General features: G+C 73.5%; 17 protein-coding genes. 11 read left to right on the forward strand and 6 right to left on the reverse strand.

Going from position 1 to position 18,327, the window contains the following annotated elements; all coding sequences use genetic code 11:
* Window positions 1-262: 262 nt before the first annotated feature.
* The 4 genes from ACIBNE_RS27625 to ACIBNE_RS27640 all read left to right on the forward strand — a co-directional run bounded on the left by ACIBNE_RS27625 (window position 263) and on the right by ACIBNE_RS27640 (window position 6,613).
* Window positions 263-1,798 (forward strand): DUF4331 domain-containing protein, encoded by a 1,536-nt coding sequence (locus tag ACIBNE_RS27625; protein WP_399276102.1) that lies wholly within the window; start codon window positions 263-265, stop codon window positions 1,796-1,798.
* A gap of 236 nt (window positions 1,799-2,034) precedes the next feature.
* Window positions 2,035-3,291, forward strand: coding sequence for a tetratricopeptide repeat protein (locus tag ACIBNE_RS27630; RefSeq protein WP_399276104.1), 1,257 nt, complete (start codon window positions 2,035-2,037; stop codon window positions 3,289-3,291).
* Window positions 3,288-4,787, forward strand: a complete 1,500-nt coding sequence (locus ACIBNE_RS27635; protein ID WP_399276106.1) for a nickel transporter — start codon at window positions 3,288-3,290, stop codon at window positions 4,785-4,787. Before ACIBNE_RS27630 ends, ACIBNE_RS27635 begins: the two co-directional genes overlap by 4 nt.
* A 65-nt stretch (window positions 4,788-4,852) precedes the next feature.
* The gene (locus tag ACIBNE_RS27640; protein ID WP_399276108.1) at window positions 4,853-6,613 is read left to right on the forward strand and encodes a serine/threonine-protein kinase; all 1,761 of its coding nucleotides are present in this window, start codon (window positions 4,853-4,855) and stop codon (window positions 6,611-6,613) included.
* On the opposite strand, the gene ACIBNE_RS27645 is transcribed toward ACIBNE_RS27640, so the two are convergent.
* Window positions 6,597-7,415 carry an SGNH/GDSL hydrolase family protein gene (locus ACIBNE_RS27645; RefSeq protein WP_399276110.1) on the reverse strand — a complete coding sequence of 273 codons (819 nt, stop codon included), beginning with the start codon at window positions 7,413-7,415 and terminating at the stop codon, window positions 6,597-6,599. The genes ACIBNE_RS27640 and ACIBNE_RS27645 overlap by 17 nt on opposite strands.
* A 222-nt stretch (window positions 7,416-7,637) precedes the next feature.
* Between ACIBNE_RS27645 and ACIBNE_RS27650 the strand changes: the two genes are divergently transcribed.
* The 5 genes from ACIBNE_RS27650 (at window position 7,638) to ACIBNE_RS27670 (ending at window position 12,326) form a co-directional block, all read left to right on the forward strand.
* The gene (locus ACIBNE_RS27650; RefSeq protein ID WP_399276112.1) at window positions 7,638-7,985 is read left to right on the forward strand and encodes a hypothetical protein; all 348 of its coding nucleotides are present in this window, start codon (window positions 7,638-7,640) and stop codon (window positions 7,983-7,985) included.
* Between the two features lie 445 nt (window positions 7,986-8,430).
* Window positions 8,431-9,270: a glycosyltransferase family 2 protein gene (locus ACIBNE_RS27655; protein ID WP_399276114.1), complete on the forward strand. Its 840-nt coding sequence runs from the start codon at window positions 8,431-8,433 to the stop codon at window positions 9,268-9,270.
* Window positions 9,267-10,337, forward strand: a complete 1,071-nt coding sequence (locus ACIBNE_RS27660) for a glycosyltransferase family 2 protein (RefSeq protein WP_399276116.1) — start codon at window positions 9,267-9,269, stop codon at window positions 10,335-10,337. Before ACIBNE_RS27655 ends, ACIBNE_RS27660 begins: the two co-directional genes overlap by 4 nt.
* Window positions 10,338-10,357: 20 nt before the next feature.
* Complete coding sequence (locus ACIBNE_RS27665; RefSeq protein ID WP_399276310.1) at window positions 10,358-11,128, forward strand: polysaccharide deacetylase family protein; 771 nt, start codon at window positions 10,358-10,360, stop codon at window positions 11,126-11,128.
* Window positions 11,129-11,231: 103 nt separating this feature from the next.
* Window positions 11,232-12,326, forward strand: a complete 1,095-nt coding sequence (locus ACIBNE_RS27670) for a DUF5925 domain-containing protein (protein ID WP_399276118.1) — start codon at window positions 11,232-11,234, stop codon at window positions 12,324-12,326.
* Between the two features lie 88 nt (window positions 12,327-12,414).
* Here ACIBNE_RS27670 and ACIBNE_RS27675 read toward each other — a convergent pair whose 3' ends face one another.
* Entirely contained in the window at window positions 12,415-12,789 is a 375-nt protein-coding gene (locus ACIBNE_RS27675; protein WP_399276120.1) for a GntR family transcriptional regulator, read from the reverse strand.
* 99 nt (window positions 12,790-12,888) lie between these two features.
* Here ACIBNE_RS27675 and ACIBNE_RS27680 point away from each other — a divergent pair, with 99 nt between their 5' ends.
* Entirely contained in the window at window positions 12,889-13,812 is a 924-nt protein-coding gene (locus ACIBNE_RS27680) for a GNAT family N-acetyltransferase (RefSeq protein WP_399276122.1), read from the forward strand.
* Window positions 13,793-14,281, forward strand: a complete 489-nt coding sequence (locus ACIBNE_RS27685; RefSeq protein WP_399276124.1) for a DUF402 domain-containing protein — start codon at window positions 13,793-13,795, stop codon at window positions 14,279-14,281. The genes ACIBNE_RS27680 and ACIBNE_RS27685 overlap by 20 nt, the downstream gene beginning before the upstream one ends.
* Before the next feature lie 160 nt (window positions 14,282-14,441).
* Here the strand turns inward: ACIBNE_RS27685 and ACIBNE_RS27690 are convergent, their stop codons facing one another.
* The 4 genes from ACIBNE_RS27690 to ACIBNE_RS27705 all read right to left on the reverse strand — a co-directional run bounded on the left by ACIBNE_RS27690 (window position 14,442) and on the right by ACIBNE_RS27705 (window position 18,327).
* Window positions 14,442-15,623, reverse strand: coding sequence for an MFS transporter (locus ACIBNE_RS27690; protein ID WP_399276126.1), 1,182 nt, complete (start codon window positions 15,621-15,623; stop codon window positions 14,442-14,444).
* A 92-nt stretch (window positions 15,624-15,715) separates the two neighbouring features.
* A complete protein-coding gene (locus ACIBNE_RS27695; protein ID WP_399276128.1) occupies window positions 15,716-16,321 on the reverse strand; it encodes a TetR/AcrR family transcriptional regulator in 606 nt (201 codons plus the stop codon).
* Window positions 16,322-16,387: 66 nt separating this feature from the next.
* Window positions 16,388-16,834, reverse strand: a complete 447-nt coding sequence (locus ACIBNE_RS27700) for a GNAT family N-acetyltransferase (RefSeq protein ID WP_399276130.1) — start codon at window positions 16,832-16,834, stop codon at window positions 16,388-16,390.
* A complete protein-coding gene (locus ACIBNE_RS27705) occupies window positions 16,831-18,327 on the reverse strand; it encodes a tripartite tricarboxylate transporter permease (RefSeq protein ID WP_399276132.1) in 1,497 nt (498 codons plus the stop codon). The genes ACIBNE_RS27700 and ACIBNE_RS27705 overlap by 4 nt, the downstream gene beginning before the upstream one ends.

Here is an 18,327-nt window from a genome sequence, read left to right on the forward strand (position 1 = left end):
GTACGGCCGAATGGCCCTACCGCCGGGACGCCCGCTCCGCCTCCTCACGGACCGTCACGGAGAGTGGTCGGCTGCCCTCTTCGCGCGCCGCGCCGACGGGACACGCCGGGGGCGCGTCGCGCGGCGGGCCGGAGGCCGCGGCGCGCCGCGCGCCGCCCGCCCCGCGGAAATCCACCCCGCGAAAAGGCGGGGCAATCCGTCCCCGCCTCCGCGCCGAATTGCTTGCGAGCGATCCGACGGGAACAGAGGAAGGACGGACGCGATGATGTCGATCACCAGCACGTGGGCGGGGCGCAGGAGCACCGCCGCCCTGTTGTGCGGTGCGCTGGCGGCCGGAGGGCTCGCGGCCGCCGGTGTGGGCGCCCTGCAGCCGGGTACGGCGGGCGCCGCGAGCCACCGGGAGGCCCCGCTGATCTCGGGGCAGCCGCAGTACGACCACACCGACGTGTACGCCTTCGTGAGCCCCGACAAGCCGGACACGACCACCCTGATAGCCAACTGGCTGCCGTTCGAGGAGCCGGCGGGCGGCCCCAACTTCTACAAGTTCGCGCCCGACGCCCGGTACGACGTCCACGTCGACAACGACGGCGACGGCCAGGGCGACCTGCTCTACCGCTGGACCTTCAAGGACAGGACCAGGAACGGCAACACGTTCCTCTACAACACGGGCCCGGTGACCTCGCTGGACGACCCGGACCTCAACTTCTCCCAGACGTACAACCTCGACCTGCTGAAGCTGGACAAGCAGCGGGTCGTCTCCACCACCCGCCTCGCGAGCGGCGTGCCGGTCGCGCCGTCCAACGTCGGCAAGGCGTCCATGCCGGACTACGGCAAGCTGCGCGACGCGGCGGTGCGGCCCGTGCGGGGCGGCGGCTCGACGTACGCGGGCCAGGCCGACGACCCGTTCTTCCTCGACCTGCGGGTCTTCGACCTGCTGTACGGCGGCGACCTCTCGGAGGTCGGCCGGGACACCGTCCAGGGGTACGGCGTGCAGTCGATCGCGCTCCAGGTGCCCACGGCCTCGCTGCGCACGTCGGCGGACCAGCCGGTGATCGGCGTCTGGTCGACCACCTCCCGCAAGAACGCGAGCGGCGGCTGGACCCAGGTGTCGCGGATGGGCGCGCCGCTGGTCAACGAGGTCGTCGTGCCGATGAAGGACAAGGACAGGTTCAACGCCTCGGCACCGTGGAACGACGCGGACTTCCTCCAGTACGTGACCAAGCCGGAGCTGCCGAGGCTGATCGAGTCGATCTACAAGATCAAGGCTCCGGCGGAGCCGCGCAACGACCTGGTGGCCGCGTTCCTGACCGGCGTGAAGGGCCTCAACCAGCCGCCGAACGTACGGCCCGCGGAAGAGATCCGGCTCAACACCGCGATCCCGCCCTCCGCGGACCCGAAGCGGCTGGGGGTGCTCGACGGCGACAAGGCGGGCTTCCCCAACGGTCGCAGGCTCACCGACGACGTGGTGGACATCGAGCTCCAGGTGCTGGAGGGCGAGCTGGTCGGCACGCCGAACGACCTGGGCGACGCGGTCGACGCCAACGACGTGCCGTTCGGCAAGTCCTTCCCGTACGTGGCCCTGCCCACGTCGGGTTCGCGGGGACCGCTCGCGGACAAGCCGTCCACGATGTCCCGCGACCTGCTCACGGGCGGCGCGGCGGTGGCGCCGGGCCGGGGCGGTGACGGCACGGACGACACGCTGCTGGTCGCCTCGTCGGCGGGCGCGGCGGGCGGGGTCCTGCTGGTGGGCCTGGCCCTGCTGTGGTGGCGCCGCAGGCGGGACGGCGAGGTGACGTGACGCCGTAGGAGAGACCGGAGGGGCCGGGGCGTGCCTCCCCCGCCCCGCCCCCTCCTCCCAGTCCCCCGGCAGGACGGCCATCCCCCCGTCCTGCCGGGTCCGGCGCGCCCCGTCCGAGGTGCGGCTCCGCCGCACGGGCGCGGGCACGAGTGCGCCCCGAAGGGGCGCGGGGAACCGCGCGACCAGCCGTCCTCCGGGCCGCACACGCCCACCCGCCCACGAGAAAGGCCACCGCCATGACCGACCCGCACCGGGCAACGGCCCACGCGCCCCGCAAGGCCCGCGCGGCCCTGGTCGCGCTCCTCGCCCTCCTCCTCACCGCCGCGGGCATCGCCCTCGGCCGCACCGACGCCCGCCCCGCCGGCCCGCCACCCGCCCCCACCGCCCTTGGTCCGCCCGCCACCAGCACCACCGCCCTCCGGGCCCACCTCAAGAAGCAGCCGAAGGACGACCGCGCCTGGGCCGCGCTGGGCGCCGCCCACGTCGAGCAGGCCCGCACCACGGGCGACCCCACCCGCTACCGCCCCGCCGAGGCCGCGTTCGCCCGCTCCCTGGCCCTCCGCCCCCGCGACAACGCCCCCGCACTCGCGGGACGCGCGGCCCTCGCGGCGGCCCGGCACGACTTCCGCGCCGCCCTGCGGGACGCGCGGGCGGCGCTCGCGATCAACCCGTACAGCGAGCAGGGCCTCGCGGTCCGGGTCGACGCCCTGGTCGAACTCGGCCGCTACGACGAGGCGTTGAAGGCCGCGCGCACCGCCGACGCCCACCGTCCCGGCATCCCCGCCTTCACCCGCCTCGCGTACGTGTACGAGCTGCGCGGCGACACCGCGGCGGCCCGGCGCGCCCTGGACCTCGCCGCCTCCACCGCGACCGCGCCAGGCGACCGTGCCTACGTCGCCACCGCGCTGGCGCAACTCGCGCTGAACACAGGCGACTTCACCACGGCGCTGCGCCACTGCGAAGCCGCCCTGGCCGCCGATCCGCTGCACCTTCCCGCCCTGGAGACCAGGGCCCGCACCCAACTCGCCGCAGGGGACGTCGAGTCGGCGACGGAAGGGATGGAGCGCGTCGTCAACCGGCTCCCGCTCCCCGCCCAACTCGCCACGCTCGGCGAGCTGTACGAGGCGGCGGGCCGCACCGCGCAGGCCCGCGCCCAGTACCGGCTGATCGGCGCCTGGACCGCCGTCGCCCGCGCGAACGGCGTCGACACGGACCTGGAGACCGCGCTCGCGGAGGCCGACCACGGCGACCGCGCCGAGGCCCTGCGCGCGGCCCGCGCCGAGTGGGCGGAGCGCCGCACCGTGCACACCGCGGACGCGCTCGCCTGGGCGCTGCACGTCAACGGCCACGACGCCCAGGCGCTCCCGTACGCGCGCCGGGCGGCGGCGACCGGTTACGTCAACCCGGTCTTCCGCCACCACCTGACCGTCATCCGCGCCGCCGTCGAGCGGGGCGCCCCCACCGGGACCACGGCCGAGCGGGGCGTCAGGTGATCACCGCAGCGGCGACCGCCGCGGCAGCCGCCGTCCTCACCGCGCTCCCCGCCCACCCCCTGGGGAACTTCACGGTCAACCAGTACGACGGCCTGGTGGTCGCGCCGGGCCGCCTCACGGTCGACCACGTCGAGGACCTGGCGGAGATCCCCGCGCTCCAGGCCGGCGCCGACACCATGTCACCGGCCGCGCTCGCGGACTGGGCAGCGGAGCGCTGCCGCGCGGCGGCCGGGGAGCGCCTGGTCGAGGCGGCGGGACGCACCGTGACCCTGACGCCGGGCGCGAGCCGGGCGACGGTCGGCCCGGGAGAGGCGGGCCTGCCGACGCTGCGCGCCCAGTGCCGTCTGACGGCCCCGCTCCCCCGCGCCGCGAACGGCCTGCACCTCACCTTCCGGGTCACCGGCGAACACCCCACGGGCTGGCGGGAGATCACCGCGCGCGGTGACCGCACGACGCTCAAGGACTCGACGGTGCCGCGCGCTTCGGCCTCGCGGCGCCTCACCCGCTACCCGGCCGACCTGCTCTCCTCCCCGCCCTCCCGCACCTCGGCGGCGCTCACCGCGCTGCCCGGCGGCCCCGCGCTCACCGACGACGGGACCGAGGCCCAGGCGCCCGCGGGTTCGGTGCTGCCGCGCGGCACGGACCGCTGGACCCGAGCGCTCACGGGCCTGGTCTCGCGGCACGACCTGACGTTCGGCTTCGCGCTGCTCGCGCTGGCCACGGCGCTGCTGCTGGGCGCGCTGCACGCACTGGCACCCGGGCACGGCAAGACCCTGATGGCGGCGGCAGCGGCCTCGGGCGGCACGGACTCGCCGCGTCAGGTCTTCGCGCTCGGGATCTCGGTGACGGTCACGCACACGCTGGGGGTGTTCGCGCTCGGCGGGCTCGTCGCGGCGGGCTCGGCGGCGGCGCCCTCGGTGGTGTCGTGGCTGGGGGTGCTGAGCGGGGCGCTCGTCGCGGGGGCGGGCGCGCTGCTCGTACGCAGGGCATGGCGCCGCACCAGTGTCCGCGCCCCGCACCACGGTCACGGACATCACCCGCACGACCACGGGCACGACCACGGGCACGGGCACGACCACGGACACGCACCCGGGCACGACCACGACCACGGGCAGCACGCGCACCACCACCATCACCATCATCACCACCACCCCCCGCCCACCTCCCTGCGCGGCATCGTCCTCCTCGGCTTCGCGGGCGGACTGGTCCCCAGCCCGTCGGCCGTGGTCGTGCTGGTGGGCGCCGCCGCGCTCGGCCAGGTGTGGTTCGGGGCGCTGCTGGTCCTCGCCTACGGCGCGGGCCTGGCGCTGACCCTCACCGCGGCCGGATTCCTCGCGGTGCGGATGGGCGGGCGGCTCCTGCGTGCCCCCGCCCTGCGCGCCCCGGGGCGCGCGACGGCGCTCGCTCGGCGCTTCGCGCCCCTGGGCACGGCGTTCGTGGTCTTCGTCCTCGGGTGTGGATTGGTGTTCAAGGGGGCTGCAGCGGCCCTCGGTTGAGCTAGCTTGGAATGGTTTCTACCGTGATGCCGCTCAGCTGCGGATGGGGGATCCCCTTGAGCGAAATGCCGGGTCGCGAAGGTGCTGGAAGTTCTGCGGGCTCCGGAGGTTCCGAGGGTCCCGGCGGTCGGGGCGGCGAGCGGGTCGTCGCGGGGCGGTACCGCCTCCTGAGCCCGCTCGGCCAGGGCGGCATGGGCGTCGTGTGGCGGGCCCGTGACGAGGTGCTCGGCCGGGAGGTCGCCGTCAAGGAGGTGCGCGCGCCCTCCGCGCTGCCCACCGAGGAGGTGCGGCGGCTGTACGCCCGCCTGGAGCGCGAGGCGTGGGCGGCCGCCCGGGTCTCGCACCGCAATGTGGTGACCGTCTACGACGTGGCGTCCGAGGACGGGCGGCCGTGGATCGTGATGGAGCTGATCCGGGGCCTGTCGCTGGCCGAGGTGCTGGACGCGGAGGGCCCGATGCGCCCGCAGCGCGCCGCGCACGTCGGAGCCGAGGTGCTGGCGGCGCTGCGCTCCGCGCACGAGGCGGGGGTGCTGCACCGCGACGTGAAGCCGGGCAACGTCCTGCTCGCCAACGACGGACGGGTGGTGCTCAGCGACTTCGGGATCGCGATGGTGGAGGGCACGTCGGCCCTCACCATGACGGGCGAGTTGATCGGCTCGCCCGAATTCCTGGCGCCCGAGCGGGCGTTGGGCCGCCCGGCGGGACCCGAGTCCGACCTGTGGTCGCTGGGCGTGCTGCTGTACGCGGCGGTCGAGGGCAACTCCCCGTTCCGCCTCGACACCCCGCTGTCCACGCTGCGCGCCGTGGTCGACGAGGAACTGCCGCCGCCCCGGCTGGCCGGGGCGCTGACCGGGGTGATCGAGGGGCTGCTGCGCAAGGACCCGGCCGAGCGGCTGTCGGCGGACGAGGCCGACCACCAGCTGCGGATCGTGGCGGCGGGCGGGGCGCCCCGCACCCCGACGACAGCGGTGCCGCCCAGGCCGTACGCCCCGACCGTCACGGCGGAGCCGGGGCAGCCGCCGACGCCCCCGATGCCGATGCAGGTGCCCACGCCGGTGCCGGGCTTCGGGCCCGGCGGCACGGGGACCACCACAGTGTCCGGCGGGGAGCCCGACGGGCGGCGCAGACGCGCGGCACTGGTGCTCGCGGCGGGCGTGGCGATCCTGCTGCTCGCGGTGGCCGGCATCACGTACGCGCTGCTGCGCGACAAGGACAACGGGGACAAGGACAGCGGCTCCGACAGCGGTTCGAGCTACGGGAGTTCGCCCCGGCCGGGGACAGGCGGCCAGAGCACCGACAGCGGCGCGAGCCCTTCGGACACCGACAGCACGGGCGAGGCGTCGCCGAGCGGTTCGGCGACCTACGGCGGCCAGAGCGGCACGCAGACCGGCGACGGCGGTGCGACCACGCTGCCGCCGGTCACCGTCCTGGTCAAGGTCCACGTGGTGCGCGACAGCTACACGGGTGCCTGTCCGCCGCCGGACGGCGAGAACCCGGCGTTCGGGGCGACGGTCACCGTGACCCGTACGCCCGCGACGGTCGAGTACCGCTGGCGGTCGACCGAGGGGGCGGGGACCGACTGGCAGACGCTCGACTTCCCTTCGGGCGGCGGGACCGAGCAGCAGATCGAATACACGGAGACGGCCTACACGGACAACGAGACCCGGTCGGGCGCGGTCTCGGTGGAGATCAGGAGTCCGCAGGAGATCACGTCGAGCGACGCCGCGTTCTCCGTCACGTGCGAGACGTCGACCCCGACCGCCACTCCGACGGACGGGGCCTCGTCCCAGGCCTTGGCGCCGAGGGCGGTCAGGCGGCGGAGCTGAAGGTGGGCAGGTAGCCGCCGGACTGTCCGGCGGCCGTGGGGTGGTAGGACTCGCCGATGTTCAGCCAGTTGACGCTGTGCAGCCAGGCGCTGCCCGAGCAGATCTCGTGGCCCGCGAACGCCTGGGTGACGGACGCGTAGGCGTAGCCGTGGTCGGCGGCGCGCTTGGCGGTCGCGGCGTTCAGGTAGTCCGACGCGTCGTTGATCGCGGAGCGCTCGCGGTCGCTGAGCCCGGCGACGCAGCTGCCCCCGATCTTGTAGAAGCGGGGGTAGCCGAGGACGACGACGCGCGCGGCGGGGGCCTTGGCCTTGATCGCCGAGTAGACCGAGTCGAGGTTGCCGGGCAGGGTGGAGTCGACGTAGGAGCGCGCCTGGGCGATGCGGCCGAGACAGGTGGACTCGGACTGCAGGACGCAGGTGGTCATGACGTCGGCGAAGCCCGCGTCGTTGCCGCCGATGGAGATGGACACGAGGTCGGTGCCCGCGTTGAGCGGGCCGAGCTGATTGGCCTTCACGTCGCCCGTACGGGCGCCGGAACAGGCCGTGAAGGCGAACGACGAGGGCGAGTTGGCGGCCGCCCACAGGACGGGGTAGGCGCGGGTCGAGCGCTTGCAGCCGCCGCTCGCGCTGTCGTAGTTGCCCGCCCCGACGCCCGAGGAGTAGGAGTCGCCGAGGGCGACGTAGTCGACCGCCTGGGCCGACGGGGCCTGTTGGTCGGCCTGCGCCGTGCTCGCGCCGGTGAGGGCGAGTGCGGCGCCGAGCAGGAGCGAGGACGAGAACGCGACGATGCGGGACAGTCTCATGAAGTCTCCCTACCAGTACCTCTGCCAGCAGTGCCGCAACTGTGGTAACAGGTCACCCGATTGATCGGTAGTGTCCATGACAAGAAGATGCTGTGAGGACTTCTTGACGCCCCCCGGAGCGTGCGCCACATTGAAGTCCGGCATCCGGCGCGCTGGGGGGCATAGTCGCCAATGCGGACCAATACCGGTAAGCCAGGACCGGCCCGGACGGATCTGACACCCGTGTTCGCGGGCTGCGCCTTCGCGGTGTCGGGCGTGGGGGCGGGGCTCGTACTGACCGGCCTCGACTCGCCGCTGCGCGCGCCGTTCGCGCTCTTCTTCCTGCTCTGGACACCCGCGGCCGCCGTGTCCAGCCTGCTCACCGGAGTGGAACCGGCCGGGCGGTTCGTCACGTCTTCAGCCGCAGCGGTCGCCGTGAACCTTCTCGTGGCGCAGTCGACGGCCGCATCGCACCTGTGGTCGGCGCGCGGCGGAGTCGTCGCGGTCGCCGCGCTCAGCGCGTTGATCGCGCTGCCCGCGTTGATCCGCCCGCTCCGCCGGCGAATTCGATCCTCCGGATCGACGCAATAGATCAACGCAACGGATCAACACAACAGATCAATGCGGCAGATCAATGCGGAAGATCACCGCAGCAGGAAGTATCAATTCCGTGGACCAGTGCGACAGTTGGGTCAAAACAGAAATAGGCGAGACCTTGCCGCAGGTCTTGCCATACGGTCCCATTCATCAATACCGTCGTACATCTCACCCGCATCGGACCATTGCACGGGCGACGCCAGGGGGAGGGCTCAGACGTCGCATTGATGGGTTCCGGCGCGGAGCGCGGTAGGGGGGTGCCGTGTTCGGCTTTCGCTATTCGCCGAGATACGGGCCGCGCGACCAGTAATGCCAGCTCCCTCATCGGGTACGGAGATCGATTCCGCCCCGACCTGGGGGAAAACCCTCCTTTCGAACCGGACATTCATCCGGACGGCCCGGGGGCGGGCCGTCCACCGGACGAGAGGGAAACAGACTCATGAGTTCCTTTCTGCACCCGGCGATACCCGGCCAAGATCCCATGGTCGACCGAGAAATCTCCCGAATACCCGCGCAGTACCGGCCCATCTCGTCGCACCTCGCGATTGCGCCGCCGGTCAGCGTCGTCATCCCCGCGATGAACGAGGCGGAGAATCTCCCGTACGTCTTCAAGACCCTGCCCGACTGGATTCACGAAGTCGTGCTGGTCGACGGAAATTCCTCGGACAACACCGTCCAGGTGGCCCGGGAACTGTGGCCCGACGTCGTCGTCGTGAAGCAGGTCGGCAAGGGCAAGGGCGACGCGCTCATCAGCGGATTCGCCGCCTGTTCCGGCGAGATCATCGTGATGGTCGACGCGGACGGCTCCGCCGACGGCCAGGAGATCGTCTCCTACGTCTCGGCCCTGGTCGGCGGCGCGGACTTCGCCAAGGGCTCCCGCTTCGCCAACGGCGGCGGCACGGACGACATGACGCCGATCAGGAAGCTCGGCAACTGGGCGCTGTGCACCGTCGTCAACCGCAAGTTCGGCGCCCGCTACACCGACCTGTGCTACGGCTACAACGCATTCTGGAAGCGCTGCCTCGACGAGGTCGTCCTGGACTGCACCGGCTTCGAGATCGAGACCCTGATGAACATCAGGGTCGTCAAGGCCGGGCTGCGGGTCCAGGAGGTGCCGAGCCACGAGTACAACCGCATCCACGGCGTCTCCAACCTCAGCGCGGTGAAGGACGGCATCCGGGTCCTCAGGGTGATCCTCAGGGAGAAGCGCGTGCGCAGGGCGTCCCGCCGCCCCGCCCACGCGTTCGGCGCCAGCACCGGCCGGGGAGAGGCGTCTTGACCGCACGCGACCACTCCGTCGTGATCTGCGCGTACACCGAGGACCGCTGGGAGGACATCCTCGCGGCGGTCGCGTCGGTGCGGCGCCAGTCGCGGCCCGCGCTGGAGACGCTGCTGGTCGTCGACCACAACCCGGCGCTGGAGGAACGGCTGGAGCGCGAGTACCGGGAGCGCCCGACGCCCGGGGGCGGACCCGGCTCCTCCGCGAGCGGGTCCGGGACCGCCGGGGGCGAGGTGCGGGTGCTCGCCAACGCGGGTCCCCGCGGCCTGTCCGCCGGGCGCAACACCGGCATCGCCGCGGCCCGCGGCGAGATCGTCGCCTTCCTCGACGACGACGCCGTGGCCGAGCCCGACTGGCTGCGGTACTTCGACGAGGCGTACGACGACCCGCGCGTCGTGGCCGTCGGTGGCAGGACCCTGCCCACGTGGGTTTCGGGCCGCAGACCGGCCTGGTTCCCCGAGGAGTTCGACTGGGTCGTCGGCTGTACGTACCGGGGGCTGCCGCCCGGCAGGGTCCGGGTGCGCAACGTGCTGGGCGGCAACGCCTCCTTCCGGCGCCGCGCCTTCGACGCGGCGGGCGGCTTCGCGACCGGCATCGGCAGGGACGGCGACAAGCGGCCGCTCGGCTGCGAGGAGACGGAGCTGTGCATCCGGCTCGCGAAGGCGCTGCCGCACGCCGTGCTGCTGATCGACGACCGGGCGGTCATCCACCACAAGGTCCCGCCCGCGAGGGAGCGCTTCGGCTACTTCCGCACCAGGGCCTACGCGGAGGGCCTGTCCAAGGCGCTCGTCTCGCGGAGCGTCGGCGCGGACAAGGGACTCGAAACCGAGCGGCGGTACACCACGCGGGTGCTGCCCGCCGGGGTGCTGCGCGGTCTGCGGGACGCGCTGCGCGGGCGGGCCGGGGGCGCGGGCCGGGCGGGCGCGATCCTCACGGGCGTGGCCGCGGCGGCGGGCGGCTACGCGGTGGGGACGGTCAGGTCGCGGCGCGGCGCGGCGGGATTCCGGGTGCCCCGGGTGGAGCCGTCGCGGACCGCGGGACCGGCTCGGGAAGGCAGGGCGGCGTGAGCGGGGCCGTACCGATCCTCATGTACCACGCGGTGGCGCACCGCCCCGCGCCCGCCACGCGCGCGCTCTCCGTCTCGCCCGAGGCGTTCGCGCGGCAGATGGAGGTGCTGGCGGAACGCGGGTTCACCCCGCTGACCACCGCGGCGCTCGCCCACGCCTGGCGCGGCGGCGGGCCGCTGCCCGAGCGGCCCGTGCTGATCACCTTCGACGACGGCTACGAGGGCGTGCACCGGCACGCCCTCCCCGCCCTCGTCGAGCACTCCTTCGCGGCCACCCTCTTCGTCTCCACCGGCTGGCTGCGCGGCGCGCACGACGCGGGCGGCGCGCCCGACGCCATGCTCGACTGGGACCAGGTGCGCGAACTGGCCGCGGCCGGCACGGAGATCGGCGGGCACAGCCACACCCATCCGCAGCTCGACCAGGTCGACGACGAGCGGCTGCGGCAGGAGGCGGTGCGCTGCACGGAGATCATCGCGGCGGAGCTGGGCGAGCGCCCGGCCTCCTTCGCGTACCCCTTCGGCTATGCGAACCGCAGGGTGCGGCGCGCCGTGCGCGGCGCCGGGTACGCCCAGTCGCTCGCGGTCGGCAACGGCCTGGCGCGGCGCGGGCAGGGGCCGTACGCGCTCCGGCGGCTGACCGTGCGGCGCTCCACGGACGTCGCGGAGTTCACGCGGATCGTCGAGGGCCGGGGCATCGCGCGGACCTTCGCCGCTGACCGGGCGCTCACCAAGGGGTACGCGCTCGTGCGCCGCACCCGCAGGGCGGGGAGTCTGCTCCTGGGCAGGACGTAGGGAGGGGCGGGGGCGCCCGCTCTCCACCGGCCGCCCCCGCACACTCCGCAAAGGTGCGGAAACCCGGATGCGCCGGTCCTGGCCGTGCCGGATCATGTGCCCCATGTCTGCCAACCCAGAGGCCGCGCTGCCGATCCGGCTCAACGTGGACGACAGCGACTCCCCCTCGGACGTCGTCGACGCGCTCTTCCTCGGCCGCTTCGCCAAGGGCGAGCAGCCGTTCTCCCACAGCCGCACCATCGACCGGGTCAAGTCGGGCGCCAACCTGATCCCTTCGGCCGCGACCGTGCTGCGCGCCGCCAGGGACGACGACCGCAGCGCGACCCTCGCCGAGGGCGACGGCTGGACGCTGCTGGTCTCCCGCTGGAACCGGGGCGCCGACGTCACCGTCACCGCGACCTCGCCCGAACTCGCGGCCGAGGTCCTGGCGCAGGCGACGGACGGCGTGCAGGACGAGCCCGAACCGCAGCCGGAGAACGTCTCGATGGGCTTCTGGTACGTCTCCCCGCGGCGCGGCCCGCACCGCACCACGCGCCAGATCTCGGCCGGCACCTGGGAGGAGGTCCGCCCCAACTACACCGCCCCGGTGGCCGACGCGATGGACCGGCTGATGAAGGTCACGCCCGACGACATCGCGGGGCGGCTGCTCCTGCTGCACGGCCCGCCCGGCACCGGCAAGACCTCGGCGCTGCGCACCTTGGCCCGCTCCTGGCGCGACTGGTGCCAGGTCGACTGCGTGCTCGACCCCGAGCGGCTCTTCAACGACGTCGGCTACCTGATGGACATCGCGATCGGCGAGGACGACGGCACGTCGGGCGGGCGCTGGCGGCTGCTGCTCCTGGAGGACTGCGACGAGCTGATCAGGGGCGAGGCCAGGCACACGGCCGGGCAGGCGCTGTCCAGGCTGCTGAACCTGACGGACGGACTGCTCGGGCAGGGCCGCAACGTCCTGGTCGGGGTCACCACCAACGAGGACCTGGAGCGGCTGCACCCCGCCGTCGTGCGCCCGGGGCGCTGCCTGGCCCGCATCGAGGTCGGGCCCCTGACGAGGCCCGAGTCGGTGGCGTGGCTGGGCACCGAGGAGGGGGTGGGCCGCGACGGGTCGACGCTGGCGGAGCTGTACGCGCTGCGCAGGGGTTCGTCGCCCGCGTCGGTACCGGCGCAGGAGCGGGGCACGGACGCGGGGCTGTACCTGTAGCGCGGGACTCGCGGCGCGGGTCACGGGTGGCGCGGGTCACGAGCAGCGCGGGTCACGGGTGGTGCGGGTCGCGAGTGGTGCGGCGGGGTCAGCCGCCGTACGCCGCCCGCAGCGCGTCGTTCACCGCCGCCAGTGCCTCCGCGCGGCTCAGCCCGAGCCGCTTGGTCTCCTCCGCGTAGGCCTGCGCGGCCCGCGCGGCACGGCGGTCGGCGGCGTCGCCCACGGCCGCGACGAACGTGCCGCTCCGCCCCCGGGTCTCGATCACCCCGTCCGCCTCCAGCGCGCGGTACGCCTTGGCGACGGTGTTCGCGGCGAGGCCCAGCTCCTCGGCGAGGCCGCGGACGGTGGGGAGCCGGTAGCCGACGGGCAGTGCGCCGGCGCGGGCCTGCTCGGAGATCTGGCCGCGCAGCTGCTCGTACGGGGCCGTGGAGACGTCCGGGTCGATCGCGATCTTCAGGGTCACGCCCCGATTCTCGCACCGCGCGCACGGCACGGGGGAAGTCCGGGGGCGCGGGGAAAAATCGGAGGCGGCGGGCGCGGGGGCGCGCATACCGTGCGGCCCATGACTGTAATCGTTCGGGAGTTCCGGCCCGAGACCGACGCCGACGGCTGGGCGCGGACGCGCCTGGCCGCGCTCCCCTACATGCTGACCACGCCCGAGCAGATCGTCCACGACGCGGCGCGGTCCCATCCCGACGCCCGGTTCAGGCCGCTGGTCGCCGAGGTGGACGGGGAGGTCGTCGGCACCGCGCAGGTGAGCCTCGCGCACGAGGCGAGCGAGCCGGGGCAGGGACTGCTCAACGTGTACGTGCACCCGGAGCACACCGGGCGGGGCGCGGGGTCGCTGCTGACGCACACGGGCGAGGAGTACCTGGCGGGGCTCGGCGCGGCGGCGGTCTACACCTGGGTGCTGGACGAGCGCCCGTACCGCACCTTCGCGGAGCGCCGCGGGTACACCGCGAGCCGCAGCGCGCACTTCCTGCACCTGGACCTGACGGGCCCCGCGCTGCCCGCGCCGCCCGCGCTCCCGCCGGGCGTGGAGCTGTGCACGGCGGCGGACTTCGCGGACGATCCGCGGCGGCTGTTCGCGGCGGACGCGGCGACCGTCGCGGACGAGCCGGGGGACGTGGACGCGCTCCTCGACGACTACGAGGACTGGCTGGCCACGACCTGGCACCACCCGCTGACGAGCCGCGAGTTGACCACGGTCGCGGTGGTGGACGGCGAGGTGGCGGCGTTCACGCTGGCCAGGACGGACGGTGCGACGCGGTACTCGACGGGCATGACGGGGACCCTGCGGGAGTTCCGGGGGCGGGGACTGGCGAAGCTGGTGAAGGCGCACGCCCTGCACCGGGCGCGGGCGGCGGGGCTCGTCGACGCGTACACCGGAAACGACACGGAGAACGAAGCGATGCTGGCCGTCAACCGGTGGTGCGGGTACCGCGTGGCGGCGACGGAGGTGCGGCATGTCCGGGAGCTCGGTTGAGGTGGTGCTGGTCAAGGCGGGGCGGACCAAGATCCGGTACCCGGCGGTGCGGGTCGCCGACGACGGGGTGCGGGTGACGGTCACCGCGCCCTGGGCCCGGGACACGGCCCGGGACTTCGGCTTCGTCAGGTTCGAGCCGGGTGACGTCTTCACGGAGCACTACTGGCGTGACCGGTGGTACGCGGTGAAGGAGGTCCGCACGGCCGACGGCGCGTTGAAGGGGTGGTACTGCGACGTGACCCGTCCCGCGGTGGTGTCGGCGTCCGGTACCGAGGTGACCGTCGAGGACCTCGATCTGGACCTGTGGGTGTCCGCGGACGGGAGCGTCGTACTGCGCCTGGACGAGGACGAGTTCGCGGAGAGCGGGCTCGCGGGGCGGGATCCGGAGGCGGGGGCGGCGGCGGTCGCGGCGCTCGACGCGCTGGAGCGCGTGGCGTTGAGCGGGGGGCTCGCGGGGCTCGTGGCATAGGAGTGCGGCGAGCCCGGGGGCGGGCGGGGCAGGTCGGGGCGCGGGACAAGAGTGGCGAGCCCGCTCGGGGGTGGGTGGGTGCGCGCGGCGTCCGCCCCGCCCCCGCGCAGCGGCCCGCGCCCCGAAAGGGGCGCGGGACCGTGCCTACGCGGGTCCGCGCCTAGCCCTGGCGGGCTCGCCACCCCGCGTCCCACCCGCCCCGCGCAGCGGCCCGCACCGCCTCGGGCAGGAGCGTCGACAGGCCGAGCACCGCCAGGCCCGCGCCCAGCCACAGCGGCGCCCGCAGTCCGTACCGTTCGATCGCCGCGCCGCCCACCGACGAGCCGACGATCACGCCGAGCGTGATGAACGACGCGTGCACCGTGTTCACCAGCGGCCGCGCGTTCCCCGCCCGCTGCACCCGCGTCGTCATCGCCGGGTTCATGGTCACCCCGACGAGCCCGATGCCGAGCATGGCCGCCACGGCGGGCACCGGGAGGTGGGCGAAGAGCGCGAACCCGGTCAGGAAGAGCAGGTTCAGCGCGAGCCCGGTCACCAGGACGGGCAGCGCGAACCGGTCGGCGAGGCGTCCCACGACGCTGTTGCCGACGACGGTCGCCGCACCGTACGCGACGAGCAGCAGCGGCACGCTGGACGCGGCGAAGCCGGTCACCTCGGTGAGGATCGGGTTGAGGTAGCTGAACGCGGAGAACGTCGCACCGATGATCAGCGTGCTCGTGACGAGCACAGGCCACAGGCGGCGGTTCCGGAAGACCTGGGCCTCCTCCCGGAAGCCCCCGCCCTCCCCGGAGTCCGCGGCGAGCGCCGGGACCCCGGCGACCGTCGCCAGCGCCGCGAGGACCGTGAGCACGGTGATCGCCCAGAACGCGGCGCGCCAGCCCAGGTGTTCGCCGATCAGCGTGGCCATGGGCAGCCCCAGGAGCGTGCCGAGCATCAGGCCGTTGAGGGTGACGGCGACGGCCCGGCCGCGCGCCTCGGGGCGGGTGAGCTGCGCGGCGATGGACAGGGCGAGGCCGAAGTACGCCTGGGACGCGACGCCGCTGACGACCCGGGCGACCGTCATCAGCGCGTAGCTCGTGGCGACGGCCGCGAGGACGTTGCCGACGAGGAAGACCGCGAAGAGCACCATCAGCGCCCTCTTGCGCGGGATCTTGAGCAGGGCCACGGTCAGGAACGGCCCGCCGACGGACATGGCGACGGCGAACGCGGTGATGAGGTAGCCGATCCGCGCGACGCCGACGCCCAGCCCCTCGGCCATCTGGGGCATGAGTCCGGCGACGACGAACTCGCTGGTGACCATGGCGAAGACGCCTAGGGCCAGCACGTATATGGCTCGGGGCACGGCGGGGACTTCCTCTGCGAGAGTTTTGGATAGGTCAGTACATAACGTGGGCAAAAGAAAGGCCGCCCGGCAGGGCAGCCCTTCGGTCGAGGTCAGCGCGCCAGCGCGTCCACCGCGATCTCCGCCGTCGACTCCAGCACTTCGCGGCCCGCGCCGCCCTGCGCCGAGACCCGCATCCCGCCGATGACGGCGTTGAGGTAGCGGGCGACGTCCGCCGGGGCGCGCCCGGTCGCGATCGAGCCGTCGCGCTGCCCCTCGGCGACGACCGCCCGCAGCGCGTCCAGCCTGCGGCGCAGGTCGCGCTCCAGGAGCCGTACGACCTCCGGTTCCGGATCCGCGCGGCCGGCCTGCTCCACGACGGTGTTCACGGTCAGGCAGCCGATGCTGCGCCCGCCGATCCGCTCCTCGAACTCGCCGTCCACGACCGCCGCGAACAGCGCGCGGATCCGCTCCAGCGGCGGGACCGACCCGTCCTCCAGGAGGGCGAGTTGGAGCGCGGCCTTGCTGTCGGCGTAGCGGGCGAGCGCACGCAGGAAGAGGTCGCGCTTGCTGCTGAAGGTGTTGTAGATGCTGCTGCGGCCCAGTCCGGTGGCCTCGCACAGCTCCTGGGTGGAAGTGGCCTCGTAGCCGTTCCGCCAGAAGGCGCGCATCGCCGCGTCCAGGGCCCGCTCCTCGTCGAACGTCCTCGGTCGGGCCATGATCCGTACCGTACACGTTTTGGATCGGTCAGTTCAATACAGTACGGCCAGTTCGATGCCGTGCGGTCAGTCCAGCACCTTGCGGTAGTGGAAGCGGTCGTACGGGCCCTCCACGCGCCGCTCCGTGAACTCGTAGCCGCAGCGGGGGTAGATCTTCTGGTTCTCCCACATCAGCGCGTTCGTCATGAGGCGCACCTCGGGCAGGCCCAGCGAGCGCGCGTGCGCGTCCACGAAGGCGAGCAGTTCCCGGCCGACTCCCCTGCCGTGCGCGTCGGGGTGGACCGCGATCGTGTCGAGGTAGAGGTGGTCCGCGTGCGGGACCAGCACGAGGAGCCCGACGACCGGGTCGCCCGTGACGTACACCCGCCCCGCCACCACGTTCTCGGCGTGGTCCTCCTCCATCGGCGCGGGGACGAGTCCGATGCGTTCGATGTAGGGCGAGAACGCCGCGTCGACCACGGACTTGACCGCGGGGACGTCGAAGGGGGCGGCGGGGCGGATGTCGGCTGTCATGCCGGTACGTTACGTCGCTTCGTGATCAGCTTCTTCAGCAGGGGCCAGGCCACGATCAGCGCGATCACCGCGTAGACCGTCACCGAGAAGGGCGTGTCGACCAGCCCGCTCACGCTGCCGTCGCTGATCTGGAGCGCGCGCCGCAACTGCTGTTCGGCGGCCGGGCCGAGGATGACGCCGATCACCGCGGGCAGCACGGGCAGCCCGTACCGCCGCATGCCGAACCCGAGCAGCCCGATCACCAGCAGGATCACCAGGTCCAGCGCCTCGCCGCCCACCGCGTACGCGCCGACGGCGGCGAAGAACAGGATGCCCGCGTAGAGGTAGGGGCGCGGGATGCGCAGCAGCTTCGCCCAGACCGGCGCGAGCGGGAGGTTCAGCGCGAGCAGCAGCACCATGCCGACGAAGAGCGAGGCGATCAGGCCCCAGACCAGGTCGGGTTCGCGCTCGAAGAGCAGCGGTCCCGGCTGGATGCCGTACTGCTGGAAGGCGGCGAGCATCACGGCGGCGACGGCGGTCGTGGGCAGTCCGAGCGTGAGCATCGAGACCAGCGTTCCGGCGGCCGACGCGGACGCGGCGGACTCGGGGCCCGCGACGCCCTCGATGGCGCCCTTGCCGAACTCCTCCTTGTGCTTGGACAGCCGCTTCTCGGTGACGTACGAGAGGAAGGTGGGGATCTCCGCGCCGCCCGCCGGGATCGCGCCGAACGGGAAGCCGATGAGCGGTCCGCGCAGCCACGCCTTCCAGGTGCGCCTCACGTCCTTCTTCTCCAGCCAGGGGCGGCCGACGGGGATCGGGGCCGCGCCCCCGCGCCGCAGGTGCGCCGCGACCCACAGGGCCTCGCCGATCGCGAAGAGGCCGACCGCCACGATCACCACGTCGATGCCGTCCGCGAGGTGCAGCGAGCCGAAGGTCAGCCGCTGCTGGCCGGTCATCTGGTCGAGCCCGACGAGCCCGATGGTCAGACCGATGAGCAGCGACGCGAGGCCCCTGATGCGGGAGGAGCCGAGCACGGAGGTGACCGCGATGAAGGCGAGCACCATGATGGCGAAGTAGTCGGGCGCGCCGATGTCCACGGCGAGGTCCGCGACGGTCGGCGCGAGCGCCACCAGCAGGCACGTGCCGATCATGCCGCCCGCGAAGTGCCCGATGGCGGCGGCGGCCAGCGCCTGGGCGCCGCGCCCCGACTTGGCCATCGGGTTGCCCTCGATGGCGGCGACGACGGCCGCGCTCTCACCGGGCGTGTTGAGCAGGATCGAGGTGGTGGAGCCGCCGAACATCGCGCCGTAGTAGATCCCGGCGAACATGATGAAGGCGCCGGTCGGTTCGAGGCCGTACGTCACGGGGAGCAGCAGCGCGACGGCCATCGCGGGGCCGATGCCGGGCAGCACGCCGATCGCGGTGCCGAGCAGCACGCCGATCGCGGCCCACAGCAGGTTGATCGGCGTCAGTGCCGTACCGAAGCCGTCCATGAGGGAGTTGAGCGAATCCAT

The organism is Streptomyces sp. NPDC050504, assembly GCF_044458065.1.
Classification (GTDB): Bacteria; Actinomycetota; Actinomycetes; order Streptomycetales; family Streptomycetaceae; genus Streptomyces.